We start from the raw sequence: 13,220 nt of genomic DNA, 5'->3' as shown, positions 1-13,220 counted from the left end.
CGGGGGCGCAGAGCGCCATGGATGGCGCTCTACGAGGCACGCAGGAGCGGTTTTTGCCGTCCCCCGCATGCCCACCTCGGCCCGCCAACCCACGGAAACTCTGCTTTTGACGTTGCCGTTGCCGTTGATCCGGCGGGTGCCGGGCCAGCGGCAGGCCCGGCCGACCCTCCTCAATTGCGTTGGAACAACGCCAGCACATCCCTGCGGAACGCCGCCTGGCTGTCCGCCCGGCTGTAGAACATGTGCCCGCCCGGATAACTGCGCACCTGCACCCGGTCCGGATTGCTGCCCATCGTCGGCATCTGGTCCACGGTCAGGATCGAACCCATGAACGGGCACGACAGGTCGTTCCAGCCATGCACGATCAGCACCTGCAGGTGCGGGTCGATCGCCACGGCCTGGCGCAGCTGGGTCACCGCGCCATCGCGCAGCTCGCCATTGCGGTCCCACAGCCGGTTCACGTCGTAGTTCAGCGCCCGGTACCGCGCATCCACCTTCCAGCCGACCACGCGCGTCACGAAGTCGACCATCGCCGTGGTGGTCGGCGCGATGATGCTGTCCAGCAGCGGATCATTGGCGCGCTGCTCCGGGTCATTCGGGAATGGATCGAACGCGGTCACATTGGAGTCGTAGCGGCTGCCCAGCGTGCCCTTGTCGCGGAATACTTCGCGCAGGTAGGCCTGGGTTTCCAGCCGACCACCGGCACGGCGCACGAACTGCGGGTCCAGCCCGGTCAGTTCGGTCACCCGGCGCAGCATCGCCTCGGTCGCCTGCGGATCGCTGCGGCCCTTCATCAACGCGGTGGCGTAGTCGCCACGGGTGTACTCCACCACGTCGCGCATCGCTGCATCGGTCAGCTTGCCCTGGCGCTCCAGGTGCGCGGCGGCGATCGACGGCAGGGTCTGCATCCACGCCATCGGCGAGACATCGGCGTTGTCTTCCAGGGTCGGGCTCAGGTACGGCGAGACCAGTACCAGGCCGTTCATCGCAACTCCCAGCCGGGTCTGCAGGTAGTGGGTGATGCGTGGGCCGCGGTAGCCGCCGTAGCTCTCGCCGGTCAGGTACTTGCGCGACGCCATGCGCTGGTTGCGCAGCAGCCAGTCGTAGATCGAGCGTGACAGGTATTCGATGTCGGCGCTGGGGTTGTACAGCGCCTTCTTCGCTTCATCGTCGCCGATGCGCGCGCGGCTGAAGCCGGTGCCGACCGGATCGATGAACACCAGATCGGTGAAGTCCAGCCAGGTGCCGGGGTTGTCATGCAGGGTGGCGGGCGCCGAGGCGCTGTCGCCTTCCGAACCGAAGGTGACCACCTTGGGCCCGATCGCGCCCATGTTGAGGTACACCGACGAGGCACCGGGGCCGCCATTGAGCGCGAACGTCACCGGCCGGTCCTTGCCCGGCATCGTGTACGCAGTGAACACCACATCGGCGATGACCTTGCCCTTCTCATCGCGCACCGGCAGGGTGCCGACGGTGGCGGTGTAGTCCAGGGTGCGGCCGGCCAGGCGCATGCTCTGGCGCGCCGACGCATCGGCGGGCAGCGCAGGCGCGTCGGTCCTGTCGTCTTTCGAATCGGGCTTGGTGTCAGCGGCGGGCGCGGCCAGCACGCTGGTGGGGGCGATGAGCAGGCCGACGCAGAGCGCGGCAGTGTGCAGCAGGGACTTCATGGCACCGGATCGGCAGCGGAAGGGGGTTCCGATGCTAGGCCGGTGGAGTGCCGTGCCGTATGTGTCCAAAGGCATGGCCACGTTCTGCAGCGGCTTGTGGCCAGATTGGATCAAACGGGCAGGGCGGCTATCGCTTCGTCGTTGGCCAGCAAGCCATAGACGGCCGAGTCCGAAAGCTCGCCCTGGATGCGCCAGCGCTGGCGCAGCACCCCCTCGCGGTGGAAGCCGAGGCGGTCAAGCACATGTGCCGAGGGTACGTTGCGTGGATCGATCTCGGCTTCGATGCGGTGCAGGTGCAAGGTGCGGAACAGATAGCCCAGCATCTGCTGCAGGGCCTCATGCATGTAGCCCTGGCCCTGGCGGTCGGGCGCCAGCAGATAGCCGATCTCGGCCCGCATGGCCTCACGATCAATGGCGAATGCGACGCAGACGCCCAGCAGTGGGCCGTTGGGTGATTCGCGCAGGGCCAGCTTCAATTGGGTGCCGATCGCGTGCGCGGCAAGGTCGTCGTCGATCTGTTCGCGGGCTTCGGCCGGTCGTGTCCAGGCCGGATGGTTCCACCAGCGCATCACGTCCGGATTGGATTGCAGCGCGAACAGCGCGGCCGCGTCGTCACGGCGGATCGGGCTCAGCACCAACCGCGCGCTGTGCAGCGGCAGGGCGGGGAACAGCAACGAGTGGCTGGCCAATACGATGGTCCACACGGGTGGACGCGCATTATGGCTCCGCCGGGTTTGCCGATGGCGGCGTAATGCCAAGGGCGCATGAACCGGTAGTGCCGGCCGCTGGCCGGCGGATCTGCCCTGATCACGCGGATGCCGAGGGTGCCGGCCAGCGGCCGGCACTACCGGATGATGGGGCTGGATCAGACTTCCAGCGACGCCAGGTCGCCCTTGCTCTCCAGCCAGCCCTTGCGGTCGGACGCGCGCTTCTTGGCCAGCAGCATGTCCATCAGCGAGCGGGTCTGCTCGCCATCGTCCACGGTCAGCTGTACCAGGCGGCGCGTATCCGGGTGGATGGTCGACTCGCGCAGCTGCGGCGGATTCATCTCGCCCAGGCCCTTGAAGCGGGTCACGTTGATGGCGCCCTTGATCTTCTCGCGTTCGATCTTGTCCAGCATCGAGCGCTTTTCTTCTTCGTCCAAGGCATAGAACACCTGCTTGCCTACGTCGATGCGGAACAGCGGCGGCATCGCCACGAACACGTGGCCGGCATCGACCAGCGCCGGGAAGTGCTTCAGGAACAGCGCGGTCAGCAGCGTTGCGATGTGCAGGCCGTCGGAGTCCGCGTCGGCCAGGATGATCACCTTGCCGTAGCGCAGGCCACTGATGTCGTCCTTCCCCGGATCGCAGCCGATGGCGATGGCCAGGTTGTGTACTTCCTCCGAGGCCAGCACGCTGTTGGACGAGACTTCCCAAGTGTTCAGGATCTTGCCACGCAGCGGCATGATCGCCTGGAAATCCTTGTCGCGGGCCTGTTTGGCGCTGCCGCCTGCCGAGTCACCTTCCACCAGGAACAGCTCGGTGCGCGACAGGTCCTGGCTGATGCAGTCTGCCAACTTGCCGGGCAGGGCCGGGCCCTGGGTGACCTTCTTGCGGACGACCAGCTTCTCGGTCTTCAGGCGCGCGCTGGCACGCTCGATGGCGATCTGCGCGATCTTCTCGCCCAGCTCCACATTCTGGTTGAGCAGCAGGCTGAAGGCATCATGGGCGGCACCTTCGATGAAGCCGGCCGCCTGGCGCGAGGACAGGCGCTCCTTGGTCTGGCCGCTGAACTGCGGGTCGGTCATCTTCAGCGACAGCACGAACGACACGCGGTCCCACACGTCTTCCGGGGCCAGCTTGACGCCACGCGGCAGCAGGTTGCGGAAGTCGCAGAACTCGCGCAGCGCCTCGGTCAGGCCAGTACGCAGGCCGTTGACGTGGGTGCCGTGCTGGGCGGTGGGGATCAGGTTGACGTAGCTTTCCTGCACCAGCTCGCCTTCCGGCAGCCAGGCCACTGCCCAGTCCACGACCTCGGTGTCCTTCTTCAGGCTGCCGACGAACAGCTCGGCCGGCAGCATCTCGCGATCACCCAGCTCCAGCTTCAGGTAATCGCGCAGGCCGTCTTCGTAGTACCAGGTATCGACTTCACCGGTGGCTTCATCGGTCAGCTTCACAGTCAGGCCCGGGCACAGCACGGCCTTGGCGCGCAGCAGGTGCTTGAGCGCGCGCACCGCGAACTTCGGCGTATCGAAGTACTTCGGGTCCGGCCAGAAGCGCACGCGGGTACCGGTGTTCTTCTTGCCGACGCTGCCGACCACTTCCAGCGGCGTGGCACGGTCGCCGTTGCGGAAGGTGATGCGGTGTTCGGCACCGTCGCGCTTGATGTGCACCTCCACCAGGGTCGACAGCGCATTGACCACGCTGACGCCGACGCCGTGCAGGCCGCCGGAGAAGGTGTAGTTGTTGTTGCTGAACTTGCCGCCTGCGTGCAGGCGGGTGAGGATCAGCTCGACACCCGGGATCTTCTCCTCCGGATGGATGTCCACTGGCATGCCGCGGCCGTCATCGCTGACCTCCACGCTGCCGTCCTTGTACAGGGTGATCTCGATCGAGCGGGCGTGGCCGGCGAGGGCCTCGTCCACCGAGTTGTCGATCACTTCCTGCGCCAGGTGGTTCGGGCGCGCGGTGTCGGTATACATGCCGGGACGGCGCTTGACCGGGTCAAGGCCGGACAGGACTTCAATATCGGCGGCGTTATAGCGGGCGTTCATCTGTCTTCGAAAGCTTGGAGCGACGGGCAAGTGTGGGGTCTGGCACGGGATTTTGCACGCCTGCGGTTCAGCCTCGGCGGCGGGGAGGGGGTAAAATGGCAGCCGCTGGAATCTGAATGCCGGCGACCCCCGTTGGGTCGAAACATCCAAGCCATACCGCGAGGAGGACCTCATGAAGAAGTTGCTGACCATTGCGATCCTGGCCGCTGCCGCCGTTGCAGTGCCGCTGGTGGTGGCGCAGAACGCCGGCCAGCCGGCCCCGCAGCAGGGTGGCCAGGCCGACAAGGCGCAGGCCGAAGCCGATGCCAAGGCCAAGCGCCGCGCCCAGGCCAATGCCGAAATGAAGGCGCAGGGCCAGCCGGCCCCGCAGCAGGAAGAGGAAGAAGAGGCGCGGAAGAAGAAGTAATTCTTCCGCCCTCCGAAGCCCTTGCCGCAAGGGATTCGCCCCCCGACGCCCCGCCCAGCGGGGCGTTTCTTTTGAGTGACGGCCGCAACTGCCCCTTGGGTTGGCGCCCATCAATCTGTAAACTATGGCTTTCCGGGAGTAAGTGCGTGTCCACCCTTTGCGAATGGGCTGGCACGACCATGCGTGGTCGCCAGCAATGCGGGTCGCAGGTGACGGTCGATTTGACCGGCACGGTCGCCCCGACCTCGCAGGGTGGTCCCCGTCCGGCGCCTGCCGCCGCACGGCCCAGCACCTCCCTCGCTGCCCCAGCGAACCGGAAAACCCCCTTCAAGCTCCATGCCCGCCCTCCGGGTGCGCGTGGTGCTGCCGTTTTCCATTTCCAGACAGGATGCTTGCAGCCATGACTCCCTTGATTTTCGTAACCGGCGGCGTGGTGTCCTCGCTCGGCAAAGGCATTGCCGCTGCGTCACTGGCCGCCATTCTCGAAGCCCGTGGCCTGAAGGTCACGATGATGAAGCTCGACCCGTACATCAACGTCGACCCGGGCACCATGAGCCCGTTCCAGCACGGTGAGGTCTACGTCACCGACGACGGCGCCGAGACCGACCTCGACCTGGGCCACTACGAGCGCTTCGTGCGCACCCGCCTGAGCCGCAAGAACTCGGTCACCACCGGCCGCATCTACGAGAACGTGATCCGCAAGGAGCGCCGTGGCGACTACCTGGGCGCGACCGTGCAGGTCATCCCGCACATCACCGACGAGATCCGCCGCTGCATCGATGAAGCCACGGAAGGTTACGACGTGGCGCTGGTCGAGATCGGCGGCACCGTTGGCGACATCGAGTCGCTGCCGTTCCTGGAGGCGATCCGCCAGGTGCGCACCGAACGTGGCCCGGAGAAGGCGCTGTTCATGCACCTCACTCTTGTGCCGTACATCGGCGCCGCCGGTGAGCTGAAGACCAAGCCGACCCAGCACTCGGTGAAGGAGCTGCGTTCGATCGGCATCCAGCCGGATGTGCTGCTGTGCCGCTCCGAGCAGGCTGTGCCGGATTCGGAGCGCCGCAAGATCGCCCAGTTCACCAACGTTTCCGAGCGTGCGGTGATCAGCGTGCCGGACGTGGACGTGCTGTACCGCATCCCGTCCGGCCTGCATGCACAGGGCCTGGACGAAATCGTGGTGAACCAGCTGAAGCTGGCCGACAAGGCCGGTCCGGTCGATCTGTCGATGTGGGAAGACGCGGTCGATGCGACCCTGCACCCGCTGGACGAAGTGACCATCGCCGTGGTCGGCAAGTACGTCGATCACCAGGATGCCTACAAGTCGGTCGGCGAAGCCCTCAAGCACGGCGGCCTGCGCCAGCGCACCAAGGTCAACCTGAAGTGGCTGGAAGCACAGGACCTGGAAGGCACCGACATGGCCGCACTGGCCGATGTCGACGGCATCCTGGTGCCGGGTGGCTTCGGTGACCGTGGTTTCGAAGGCAAGGTGCTGACCTCGAAGTTCGCCCGCGAGCAGCAGGTGCCGTACTTTGGCATCTGCTACGGCATGCAGGCGGCGGTGGTCGATTACGCGCGCAACGTGGTTGGGCTGGAAGGTGCCAACAGCACCGAGAACGATCGCCAGTCGCCGAACCCAGTGATCGGCCTGATCACCGAATGGCGCACCGCCACCGGCGATGTCGAGAAGCGCGACGACAAGAGCGACCTCGGCGGCACGATGCGCCTGGGCCTGCAGGAGCAGCGCCTGAAGCCGGGCACGCTGGCCCGCGAGCTGTACGGCAAGGACGTGGTCGCCGAGCGCCATCGCCACCGTTACGAGTTCAACAACCGCTACCGCACCCAGCTGGAAGATGCGGGCCTGGTGATCGCCGGCAAGTCGATGGACGACACCCTGGTGGAAGTGGTCGAGCTGCCGCGCGACGCCCACCCGTGGTTCCTGGCCTGCCAGGCGCACCCGGAATTCCTGTCCACGCCGCGTGACGGCCATCCGCTGTTCATCGGTTTCATCCGTGCCGCGCGCGAGCGCAAGGCCGGCGGCAAGCTGCTTTCCGAAGCGCGCGCCTGACTTGTGAATGGGGGCTTCGGCCCCCATCCTGCATGCTTCAACCCCCAGCGCACCGGCCCGGCCGGTGCTGCGGACAACAAGGAAACGCCATGAAACTGTGTGGATTCGAGGTCGGGCTGGACCAGCCCCTGTTCCTGATCGCCGGCCCCTGCGTGATCGAGTCGATGCAGCTGCAGCTCGATACCGCCGGCAAGTTGAAGGAGATCACCGACAAGCTCGGCGTCAACTTCATCTTCAAGTCCAGCTTCGACAAGGCCAACCGTACTTCGGGCACCGCGTTCCGTGGCCCGGGCATGGAAGAGGGCCTGAAGGTCCTGGCCGAGGTCAGGAAGCAGATCGGCGTGCCGGTGCTGACCGACGTCCACGAGTACACTCCGATGGATGAAGTGGCCTCGGTGGTGGATGTGCTGCAGACCCCGGCCTTCCTGGTCCGCCAGACCGACTTCATCCGCAAAGTGTGCTCGGCCGGCAAGCCGGTCAACATCAAGAAGGGCCAGTTCCTGGCGCCGTGGGACATGAAGCCGGTCGTGGAGAAGGCCAAGGCCACCGGCAACGAGCAGATCATGGTCTGCGAGCGCGGTGCCAGCTTCGGCTACAACAACCTGGTCAGCGACATGCGTTCGCTGGCGGTGATGCGCGAGACCGGTTGCCCGGTGGTGTTCGACGCCACCCATTCGGTGCAGCTGCCGGGCGGGCAGGGCACCAGTTCCGGTGGCCAGCGTGAGCACGTGCCGGTGCTGGCCCGTGCCGCCGTGGCGGTGGGCATCTCCGGCCTGTTCGCCGAGACTCATCCGGACCCGTCCAAGGCGCTGTCCGATGGTCCCAACGCGTGGCCGCTGGACCAGATGGAGGCCCTGCTCGAGACCCTGATGGAACTCGACGCGGTGACCAAGAAGCACGGTTTCTCGCGCTTCGCGTGAGTCGTGACCCGTGGATGGCGCTGGAAACCCAGCGTCACCGCCGGCACTGGAGACAGTGGCCGTGGGGTCTGCTCGCGCTGGGGCTGTCCGTGGTGTTCACCGTGGGCATGTTCTGCCTGGTGCTGATCGGTGCTGCATCGGTGCGGCCACCGGGTGATGGCAGCAGCGCGCCCGATCTTCGGGCGTACTTCATTGCGCTGCTGGTGGCAGAGCTGGTCGGCGCCGTGGGGTGCGTCGCTGCCGCCGTACTGGCCTGGCGCCTGAACCGTGGCAAGGTGGCCGCCGGGTTGGCGATCGTCCTGCTGTCGCTGTGGCTTGGTGCCCTGTTCTACGGGCTGTTCTGATGAATGCGACCCTGGCAACCCGTGATCGGCCCTGGGGCCTGATCGCGCTGGCGCTGGCTGTTCTTGCCTGGGCCGGCCTGATGGCAGCTGTATTCGCCTTCGCCGCCAGTTTCGGTTCGCCCGGGGATGGCAGCCATGGCATGCAGGCCATGCAGTACTGGATCCTGGCTGCACTGACCATGCTCGTGCTGTCCTTTGTTGGCAGCCTGGTGGCGATGGTGATGGCCTGGCGTTGCCGCCGCGGCGGCGTATTGGCCGCCATTGCCGGTGGCCTGCTGGTGGTACTGGTGTCGTTGATCCTGATGGTGATCGGGGCCACTCTGGCCTGACGGCGCCTGCGCCATTTGGCAAGTGGCAGGCAGCCGGGGATAATCACGCGGCATTCGTTTTGTCGCCCCCTCTCCAGACAGGTAACCGGCCCGACCATGAGTACGATCCGCAGCATCCACGCCCGTGAAATCCTCGACAGCCGTGGCAATCCCACGCTGGAAGCCGAAGTCATCCTGGAGGACGGTTCGTTCGGTCGCGCCGCGGTTCCCTCCGGCGCCTCGACCGGTACCAAGGAAGCGGTCGAGCTGCGTGACGGCGACAAGACCCGTTACCTGGGCAAGGGCGTGCGCAAGGCCGTGGACAACGTCAACACCACGATTGCCGCCGCGCTGAAGGCCTTCGAAGCCACCGACCAGGCCGGCCTCGACCGTCGCCTGATCGATCTGGACGGCACCGAGAACAAGGGGCGGCTGGGTGCCAACGCGCTGCTGGGTGTTTCGATGGCCGCCGCGCACGCCGCCGCCGCATCCAGCAAGCAGGCGCTGTGGCAGTACCTGGCCGCCCGGACAGGCGTGACCCCGTCGCTGCCGGTGCCGATGATGAACATCATCAACGGCGGCGCGCATGCCGACAACAACGTCGACTTCCAGGAGTTCATGGTGCTGCCGGTGGGCTTCACCTCGTTCTCCGAAGCATTGCGCGCTGGTACCGAAATCTTCCATTCGCTGAAGTCGGTGCTGAAGGGCCACGGCCTGAGCACGGCGGTGGGCGACGAAGGCGGCTTCGCGCCGGACTTCCGCAGCAACGTCGAAGCGCTGGACACCATCCTCGAAGCGATCGGCAAGGCTGGCTACACCGCTGGTGAAGACGTGCTGCTGGGCCTGGACGTGGCCTCCAGTGAGTTCTTCGAGAACAGCAAGTACAACCTGGTCGGCGAGAACAAGCGCCTGACCTCCGAACAGTTCGTCGACTTCCTCGCCGACTGGGCCGCGCAGTACCCGATCATCACGATCGAAGACGGCCTGGCCGAGAACGACTGGGCGGGCTGGAAGCTGCTGACCGACCGCATCGGCAAGAAAGTGCAGCTGGTCGGTGACGACCTGTTCGTGACCAACCCGAAGATCTTCCAGGAAGGCATCGACTCGGGCACCGCCAACGCGATCCTGATCAAGGTCAACCAGATCGGCACCCTCAGCGAAACCCTGGAAGCGATCGCCATGGCCGACCGCGCCGGCTATGCCGCCGTGGTCTCGCACCGCTCGGGCGAAACCGAAGACACCACCATCGCCGATATCGCGGTGGCCACCACCGCCACCCAGATCAAGACCGGCTCGCTGTGCCGCAGCGATCGCGTGGCCAAGTACAACCAGCTGCTGCGCATCGAGGAAGCCCTCGGCGCCGGCGCGCGTTACGCCGGTCGTGACGCGTTCGTTTCGCTGAAGCGCTGAGCCGATGCGCGACTGGCGCTGGATGCTGCTGGTGCTGGCCCTGTTGCTGGGCTGGCTGCAGTACCGCTTCTGGTTCGGTCCGGGCAATTCGGGTGAAGTGATGATGCTCGAAGCCCAGGTCGCCAACCAGGAACGGGACAATGAGGGCCTGCAGCAGCGCAACGACGCGCTGGCCGCCGAAGTGAAGGACCTCAAGGAAGGCCAGTCCGCCATCGAGGAACGCGCGCGCAGCGAGCTGGGCATGATCAAGCCCGGCGAGAAGTTCTACCGCGTGGTTGAGGATGCGCCGGTCCGTCCGGCGCAGCCCGCTGCAGGCGTCACTGTCCAGGCCGGCGATCACCCGGCGGACGTGCCATGAGCGCGGCGATCTGGGTGGTGGTTCCGGCTGCCGGCCGTGGCGCTCGCTTTGGTGCGCCGCTGCCCAAGCAGTACCTGCAGGCGGGCGGGCAGATCCTGCTCGCCCATACCCTGGACGCGCTGCTGGCGCATCCGGCCGTGGCCGGCGCAATGGTGGTGATCGGCCAGGACGATGGCGACTGGCCGGGCTGGAGCGAATGGGCCGGCAAACCGGTACTGACCTGCATCGGTGGCGCGACCCGTGCCGCCTCGGTGCTGGCCGGGCTGCAGGCACTGCCGGACTCGGTGCGCGCCGACGAATTCGTGCTGGTCCACGACGCCGCGCGACCCAACCTGTCGCTGGCTGATCTTGGCCGCCTGCTTGAAGTCGGGCGTGCCGATCCGGTCGGGGCGATCCTGGCCGCACCGGTGCGCGACACCCTCAAGCGTGCGGGCGACGACGGTGGCATCGATGGCACCGAACCGCGCGAGCGGCTGTGGCGTGCGCTGACACCACAGCTGTTCCGCCGCCACCAGCTCAGCCGCGCGCTGTCTGACGCCGCCGCTGCCGGTGTTGAAGTCACCGACGAGGCCATGGCCATGGAGCGCCAGGGCCAGCGCCCGCTGCTGGTGGAAGGCAGCGAGGACAACTTCAAGGTCACCACCCCGGCCGATCTGGACCGGTTCGAATTCGTACTTTCCCGCCGCGCCGGCTGACTGCCTGCGCGGCCCTGCTGCAAGGGCTGCATCCATGAGCACCGCACCGTTCCCGCCCGTCCGTATCGGCCAGGGTTACGACGTCCATGCCTTCGGTGAAGGCGATCACATCATGCTCGGCGGGGTGAACGTGCCGCACAGCTGCGGCGTGCTGGCGCACAGCGACGGTGACGTGATCCTGCACGCCTTGTGCGATGCGATGCTCGGTGCGTTGGCACTGGGCGACATCGGCCAGCATTTCCCGCCGAGCGATGATCGCTGGAAGGGCGCCGACAGCAGCGATTTCGTGCGCCATTGCGACAGCCTGCTGCGCGAGCGTGGCTGGCGCGTTGGCAACACCGACATCACCGTGATCTGCGAGCGGCCGAAGGTTGGCCCGCATGCGCTGGCCATGCGTGAGCGCATTGGTGGGTTGCTGCAGCTGCCGCTGGACGCGGTCAGCGTCAAGGCCACCACCTCGGAGAAGCTGGGCTTCACCGGCCGCAGTGAAGGCATCGCCGCGCAGGCGGTCGTGTTGCTGGTGGCGGCATGATCCCGCTGCCGTTGGCGTTTGGTGCGCCGCTGTTGACGGCGCGCATCCGCACCACGCCGGACGATTTCCAGGTGGATGAACTGCCGGCGTTCGAGGCCACCGGTGAAGGCGAGCACCTGCTGCTGCACATCCGCAAGCGCGGCGCCAACACCGTGCATGTGGCCAAGCTGCTGGCCAAGTGGGCGGGCCTGCCGGAAATGGCGGTGAGCTACGCAGGCATGAAGGATCGCCATGCGGTCACCACCCAGCGTTTCAGCGTGCACCTGCCCAAGCGCATCGCGCCGGACCTGGCCGAGCTGGCCAGTGACGAGATCGAAGTGCTCGAAGCGACCTGGCACAACCGCAAGCTGCAGCGTGGTGCACTGGCCGGCAACCGCTTCAGGCTGGTGCTGCGCGAGGTGCAGGGCGATGCTGCGGCGATCAGCGAGCGCCTGCAGCAGATCGCCGGGCGCGGCTTGCCGAACTGGTTTGGCGAGCAGCGCTTCGGCCGCGACGGCGGCAACGTGCCGGCGGCATTGGCGATGTTCGGTGGCCGCCGCATGCGCAAGGACCAGCGTTCGCTGCTGCTGTCAGCCGCCCGCTCGGCGCTGTTCAATCGTGTGCTCGCCGCGCGCGTGGAGCAGGGCAACTGGGATCAACCGCTGGACGGTGAAGTGTGGATGCTCGATGGCAGCCGCAGCGTGTTCGGCCCCGAACCCTACACCGACGTGCTGGCCGAGCGCCTGGCGCGTTTCGACATCCATCCCAGCGCTCCGCTGTGGGGCGAAGGCGAGCTGCGCAGCGCCGACGCTGCACGTGAGCTGGAGCTGGCCGCGCTGGACGACGAGGAATCGAACGCGCTGCGCGCTGGCCTGGAAGACGCACGGCTGAAGCAGGAGCGCCGCGCGCTGCGCCTGCGCCCGGCATTGCTGCAGCATCAGTGGCTGGCCAGTGATGTACTGGAACTCTCGTTCGCGTTGCCGCCGGGCTGCTACGCCACCGCCGTGCTGCACGAACTCGGCCCCGTCGAAGACGCCGCGCAGGCCTGATAGAAAAAGGGGACGGAGGGAATCAAGTCGTTTGTGGCACAAACGACTTGATTCCCTCCGTCCCTGTTTCTCAACGCCGTGCCAGCAGCACCAGCACCGCGCCGGTGCCGCCTTGCCCGGCCGGCGCCGAATGAAACGCCAGCACGTCGTTGCGCAGCCGCAGCAGACGATCGACCAGGTTCTTCAGCACCGGTGCACCGCCATCGGATTGCAGGCCCTTGCCGTGGATGATGCGCACGCAGCCATACTCGTGTGCATGCGCTTCCAGCAGGAACTGGCGCAGCAGGGTTTCCGCCTGCGCGGCGGTGGCGCCGTGCAGGTCCAGCTCATCCTGCACCGAATACTGGCCGCGCTTGAGACGCTGGAACAGGCGCGGTGGCAGGTTGTCGCGGCGGTAGCTGGCCACGTCGCCCGCTTCCAGCGGCGTACTGTCGCGCAGCAGCCGGGCGAACTCGCCCGCGGCTTCGGCGTCGTCGCGTTCGGCCATGCGTGCGCGCGGCTTCGGCCGGGGCGCAGCAGGCGCCGGTTCGGCATCCTTGCGCAGCGGCGTCACTTCACCGATGGCCGCACGGAACAGCGCGGCCGGATCTTCGTCTTCAGGGTGCGACATGCGCACAGGGTAAACCGCCGGCGCGGGTCTGCCTATGACGGCTCGATGTCGGTCGTGACCGCCGGCAGGGTAGGACCGGCGGCTCGCATGCGGCACAATAGACGATGCCCTTGCAGGGTCGA

General features: G+C 66.7%; 14 protein-coding genes. 10 read left to right on the top strand and 4 right to left on the bottom strand.

Going from position 1 to position 13,220, the window contains the following annotated elements:
- Positions 1–170: 170 nt before the first annotated feature.
- The 3 genes from A7X97_RS03090 to parE form a co-directional block, all read right to left on the bottom strand.
- Positions 171–1,667 carry a S10 family peptidase gene (locus A7X97_RS03090; RefSeq protein ID WP_088497742.1) on the bottom strand — a complete coding sequence of 499 codons (1,497 nt, stop codon included), beginning with the start codon at positions 1,665–1,667 and terminating at the stop codon, positions 171–173.
- Positions 1,668–1,777: 110 nt separating this feature from the next.
- Entirely contained in the window at positions 1,778–2,356 is a 579-nt protein-coding gene (locus A7X97_RS03085) for a GNAT family N-acetyltransferase (protein ID WP_111007621.1), read from the bottom strand.
- Between the two features lie 176 nt (positions 2,357–2,532).
- Positions 2,533–4,422, bottom strand: coding sequence for a DNA topoisomerase IV subunit B (gene parE, locus A7X97_RS03080; RefSeq protein ID WP_061478449.1), 1,890 nt, complete (start codon positions 4,420–4,422; stop codon positions 2,533–2,535).
- A gap of 172 nt (positions 4,423–4,594) precedes the next feature.
- On the opposite strand from parE, the gene A7X97_RS03075 reads away from it, so the two are divergent.
- The 10 genes from A7X97_RS03075 (at position 4,595) to truD (ending at position 12,488) form a co-directional block, all read left to right on the top strand.
- Positions 4,595–4,828: a hypothetical protein gene (locus A7X97_RS03075; RefSeq protein WP_005408997.1), complete on the top strand. Its 234-nt coding sequence runs from the start codon at positions 4,595–4,597 to the stop codon at positions 4,826–4,828.
- A gap of 400 nt (positions 4,829–5,228) precedes the next feature.
- Positions 5,229–6,893 (top strand): CTP synthase, encoded by a 1,665-nt coding sequence (locus A7X97_RS03070; RefSeq protein ID WP_005408998.1) that lies wholly within the window; start codon positions 5,229–5,231, stop codon positions 6,891–6,893.
- An 89-nt stretch (positions 6,894–6,982) separates the two neighbouring features.
- Positions 6,983–7,813: a 3-deoxy-8-phosphooctulonate synthase gene (kdsA, locus tag A7X97_RS03065; protein ID WP_049412800.1), complete on the top strand. Its 831-nt coding sequence runs from the start codon at positions 6,983–6,985 to the stop codon at positions 7,811–7,813.
- Positions 7,810–8,157: a hypothetical protein gene (locus A7X97_RS03060; protein ID WP_072166696.1), complete on the top strand. Its 348-nt coding sequence runs from the start codon at positions 7,810–7,812 to the stop codon at positions 8,155–8,157. Before kdsA ends, A7X97_RS03060 begins: the two co-directional genes overlap by 4 nt.
- Positions 8,157–8,486, top strand: a complete 330-nt coding sequence (locus A7X97_RS03055) for a hypothetical protein (RefSeq protein WP_061480167.1) — start codon at positions 8,157–8,159, stop codon at positions 8,484–8,486. Before A7X97_RS03060 ends, A7X97_RS03055 begins: the two co-directional genes overlap by 1 nt.
- A 96-nt stretch (positions 8,487–8,582) precedes the next feature.
- Positions 8,583–9,875, top strand: coding sequence for a phosphopyruvate hydratase (eno, locus tag A7X97_RS03050; RefSeq protein ID WP_111007585.1), 1,293 nt, complete (start codon positions 8,583–8,585; stop codon positions 9,873–9,875).
- Between the two features lie 4 nt (positions 9,876–9,879).
- Positions 9,880–10,233, top strand: a complete 354-nt coding sequence (ftsB, locus tag A7X97_RS03045) for a cell division protein FtsB (RefSeq protein ID WP_005416028.1) — start codon at positions 9,880–9,882, stop codon at positions 10,231–10,233.
- Positions 10,230–10,928 (top strand): 2-C-methyl-D-erythritol 4-phosphate cytidylyltransferase, encoded by a 699-nt coding sequence (ispD, locus tag A7X97_RS03040; protein ID WP_005416029.1) that lies wholly within the window; start codon positions 10,230–10,232, stop codon positions 10,926–10,928. The genes ftsB and ispD overlap by 4 nt, the downstream gene beginning before the upstream one ends.
- Before the next feature lie 34 nt (positions 10,929–10,962).
- Positions 10,963–11,460: a 2-C-methyl-D-erythritol 2,4-cyclodiphosphate synthase gene (gene ispF, locus A7X97_RS03035; RefSeq protein WP_061480165.1), complete on the top strand. Its 498-nt coding sequence runs from the start codon at positions 10,963–10,965 to the stop codon at positions 11,458–11,460.
- The gene (gene truD, locus A7X97_RS03030; RefSeq protein ID WP_111007584.1) at positions 11,457–12,488 is read left to right on the top strand and encodes a tRNA pseudouridine(13) synthase TruD; all 1,032 of its coding nucleotides are present in this window, start codon (positions 11,457–11,459) and stop codon (positions 12,486–12,488) included. The genes ispF and truD overlap by 4 nt, the downstream gene beginning before the upstream one ends.
- A gap of 70 nt (positions 12,489–12,558) precedes the next feature.
- On the opposite strand, the gene A7X97_RS03025 is transcribed toward truD, so the two are convergent.
- Positions 12,559–13,098 carry a Smr/MutS family protein gene (locus A7X97_RS03025; protein WP_072166690.1) on the bottom strand — a complete coding sequence of 180 codons (540 nt, stop codon included), beginning with the start codon at positions 13,096–13,098 and terminating at the stop codon, positions 12,559–12,561.
- Positions 13,099–13,220 lie beyond the last annotated feature (122 nt).

Origin of the sequence: Stenotrophomonas sepilia, assembly GCF_003244875.1 — a bacterium.
Lineage (GTDB): Bacteria > Pseudomonadota > Gammaproteobacteria > Xanthomonadales > Xanthomonadaceae > Stenotrophomonas > Stenotrophomonas sepilia.
Note: the sequence above shows the minus strand (reverse complement) of the source record. Positions and strands in the feature narration are given on the sequence as shown.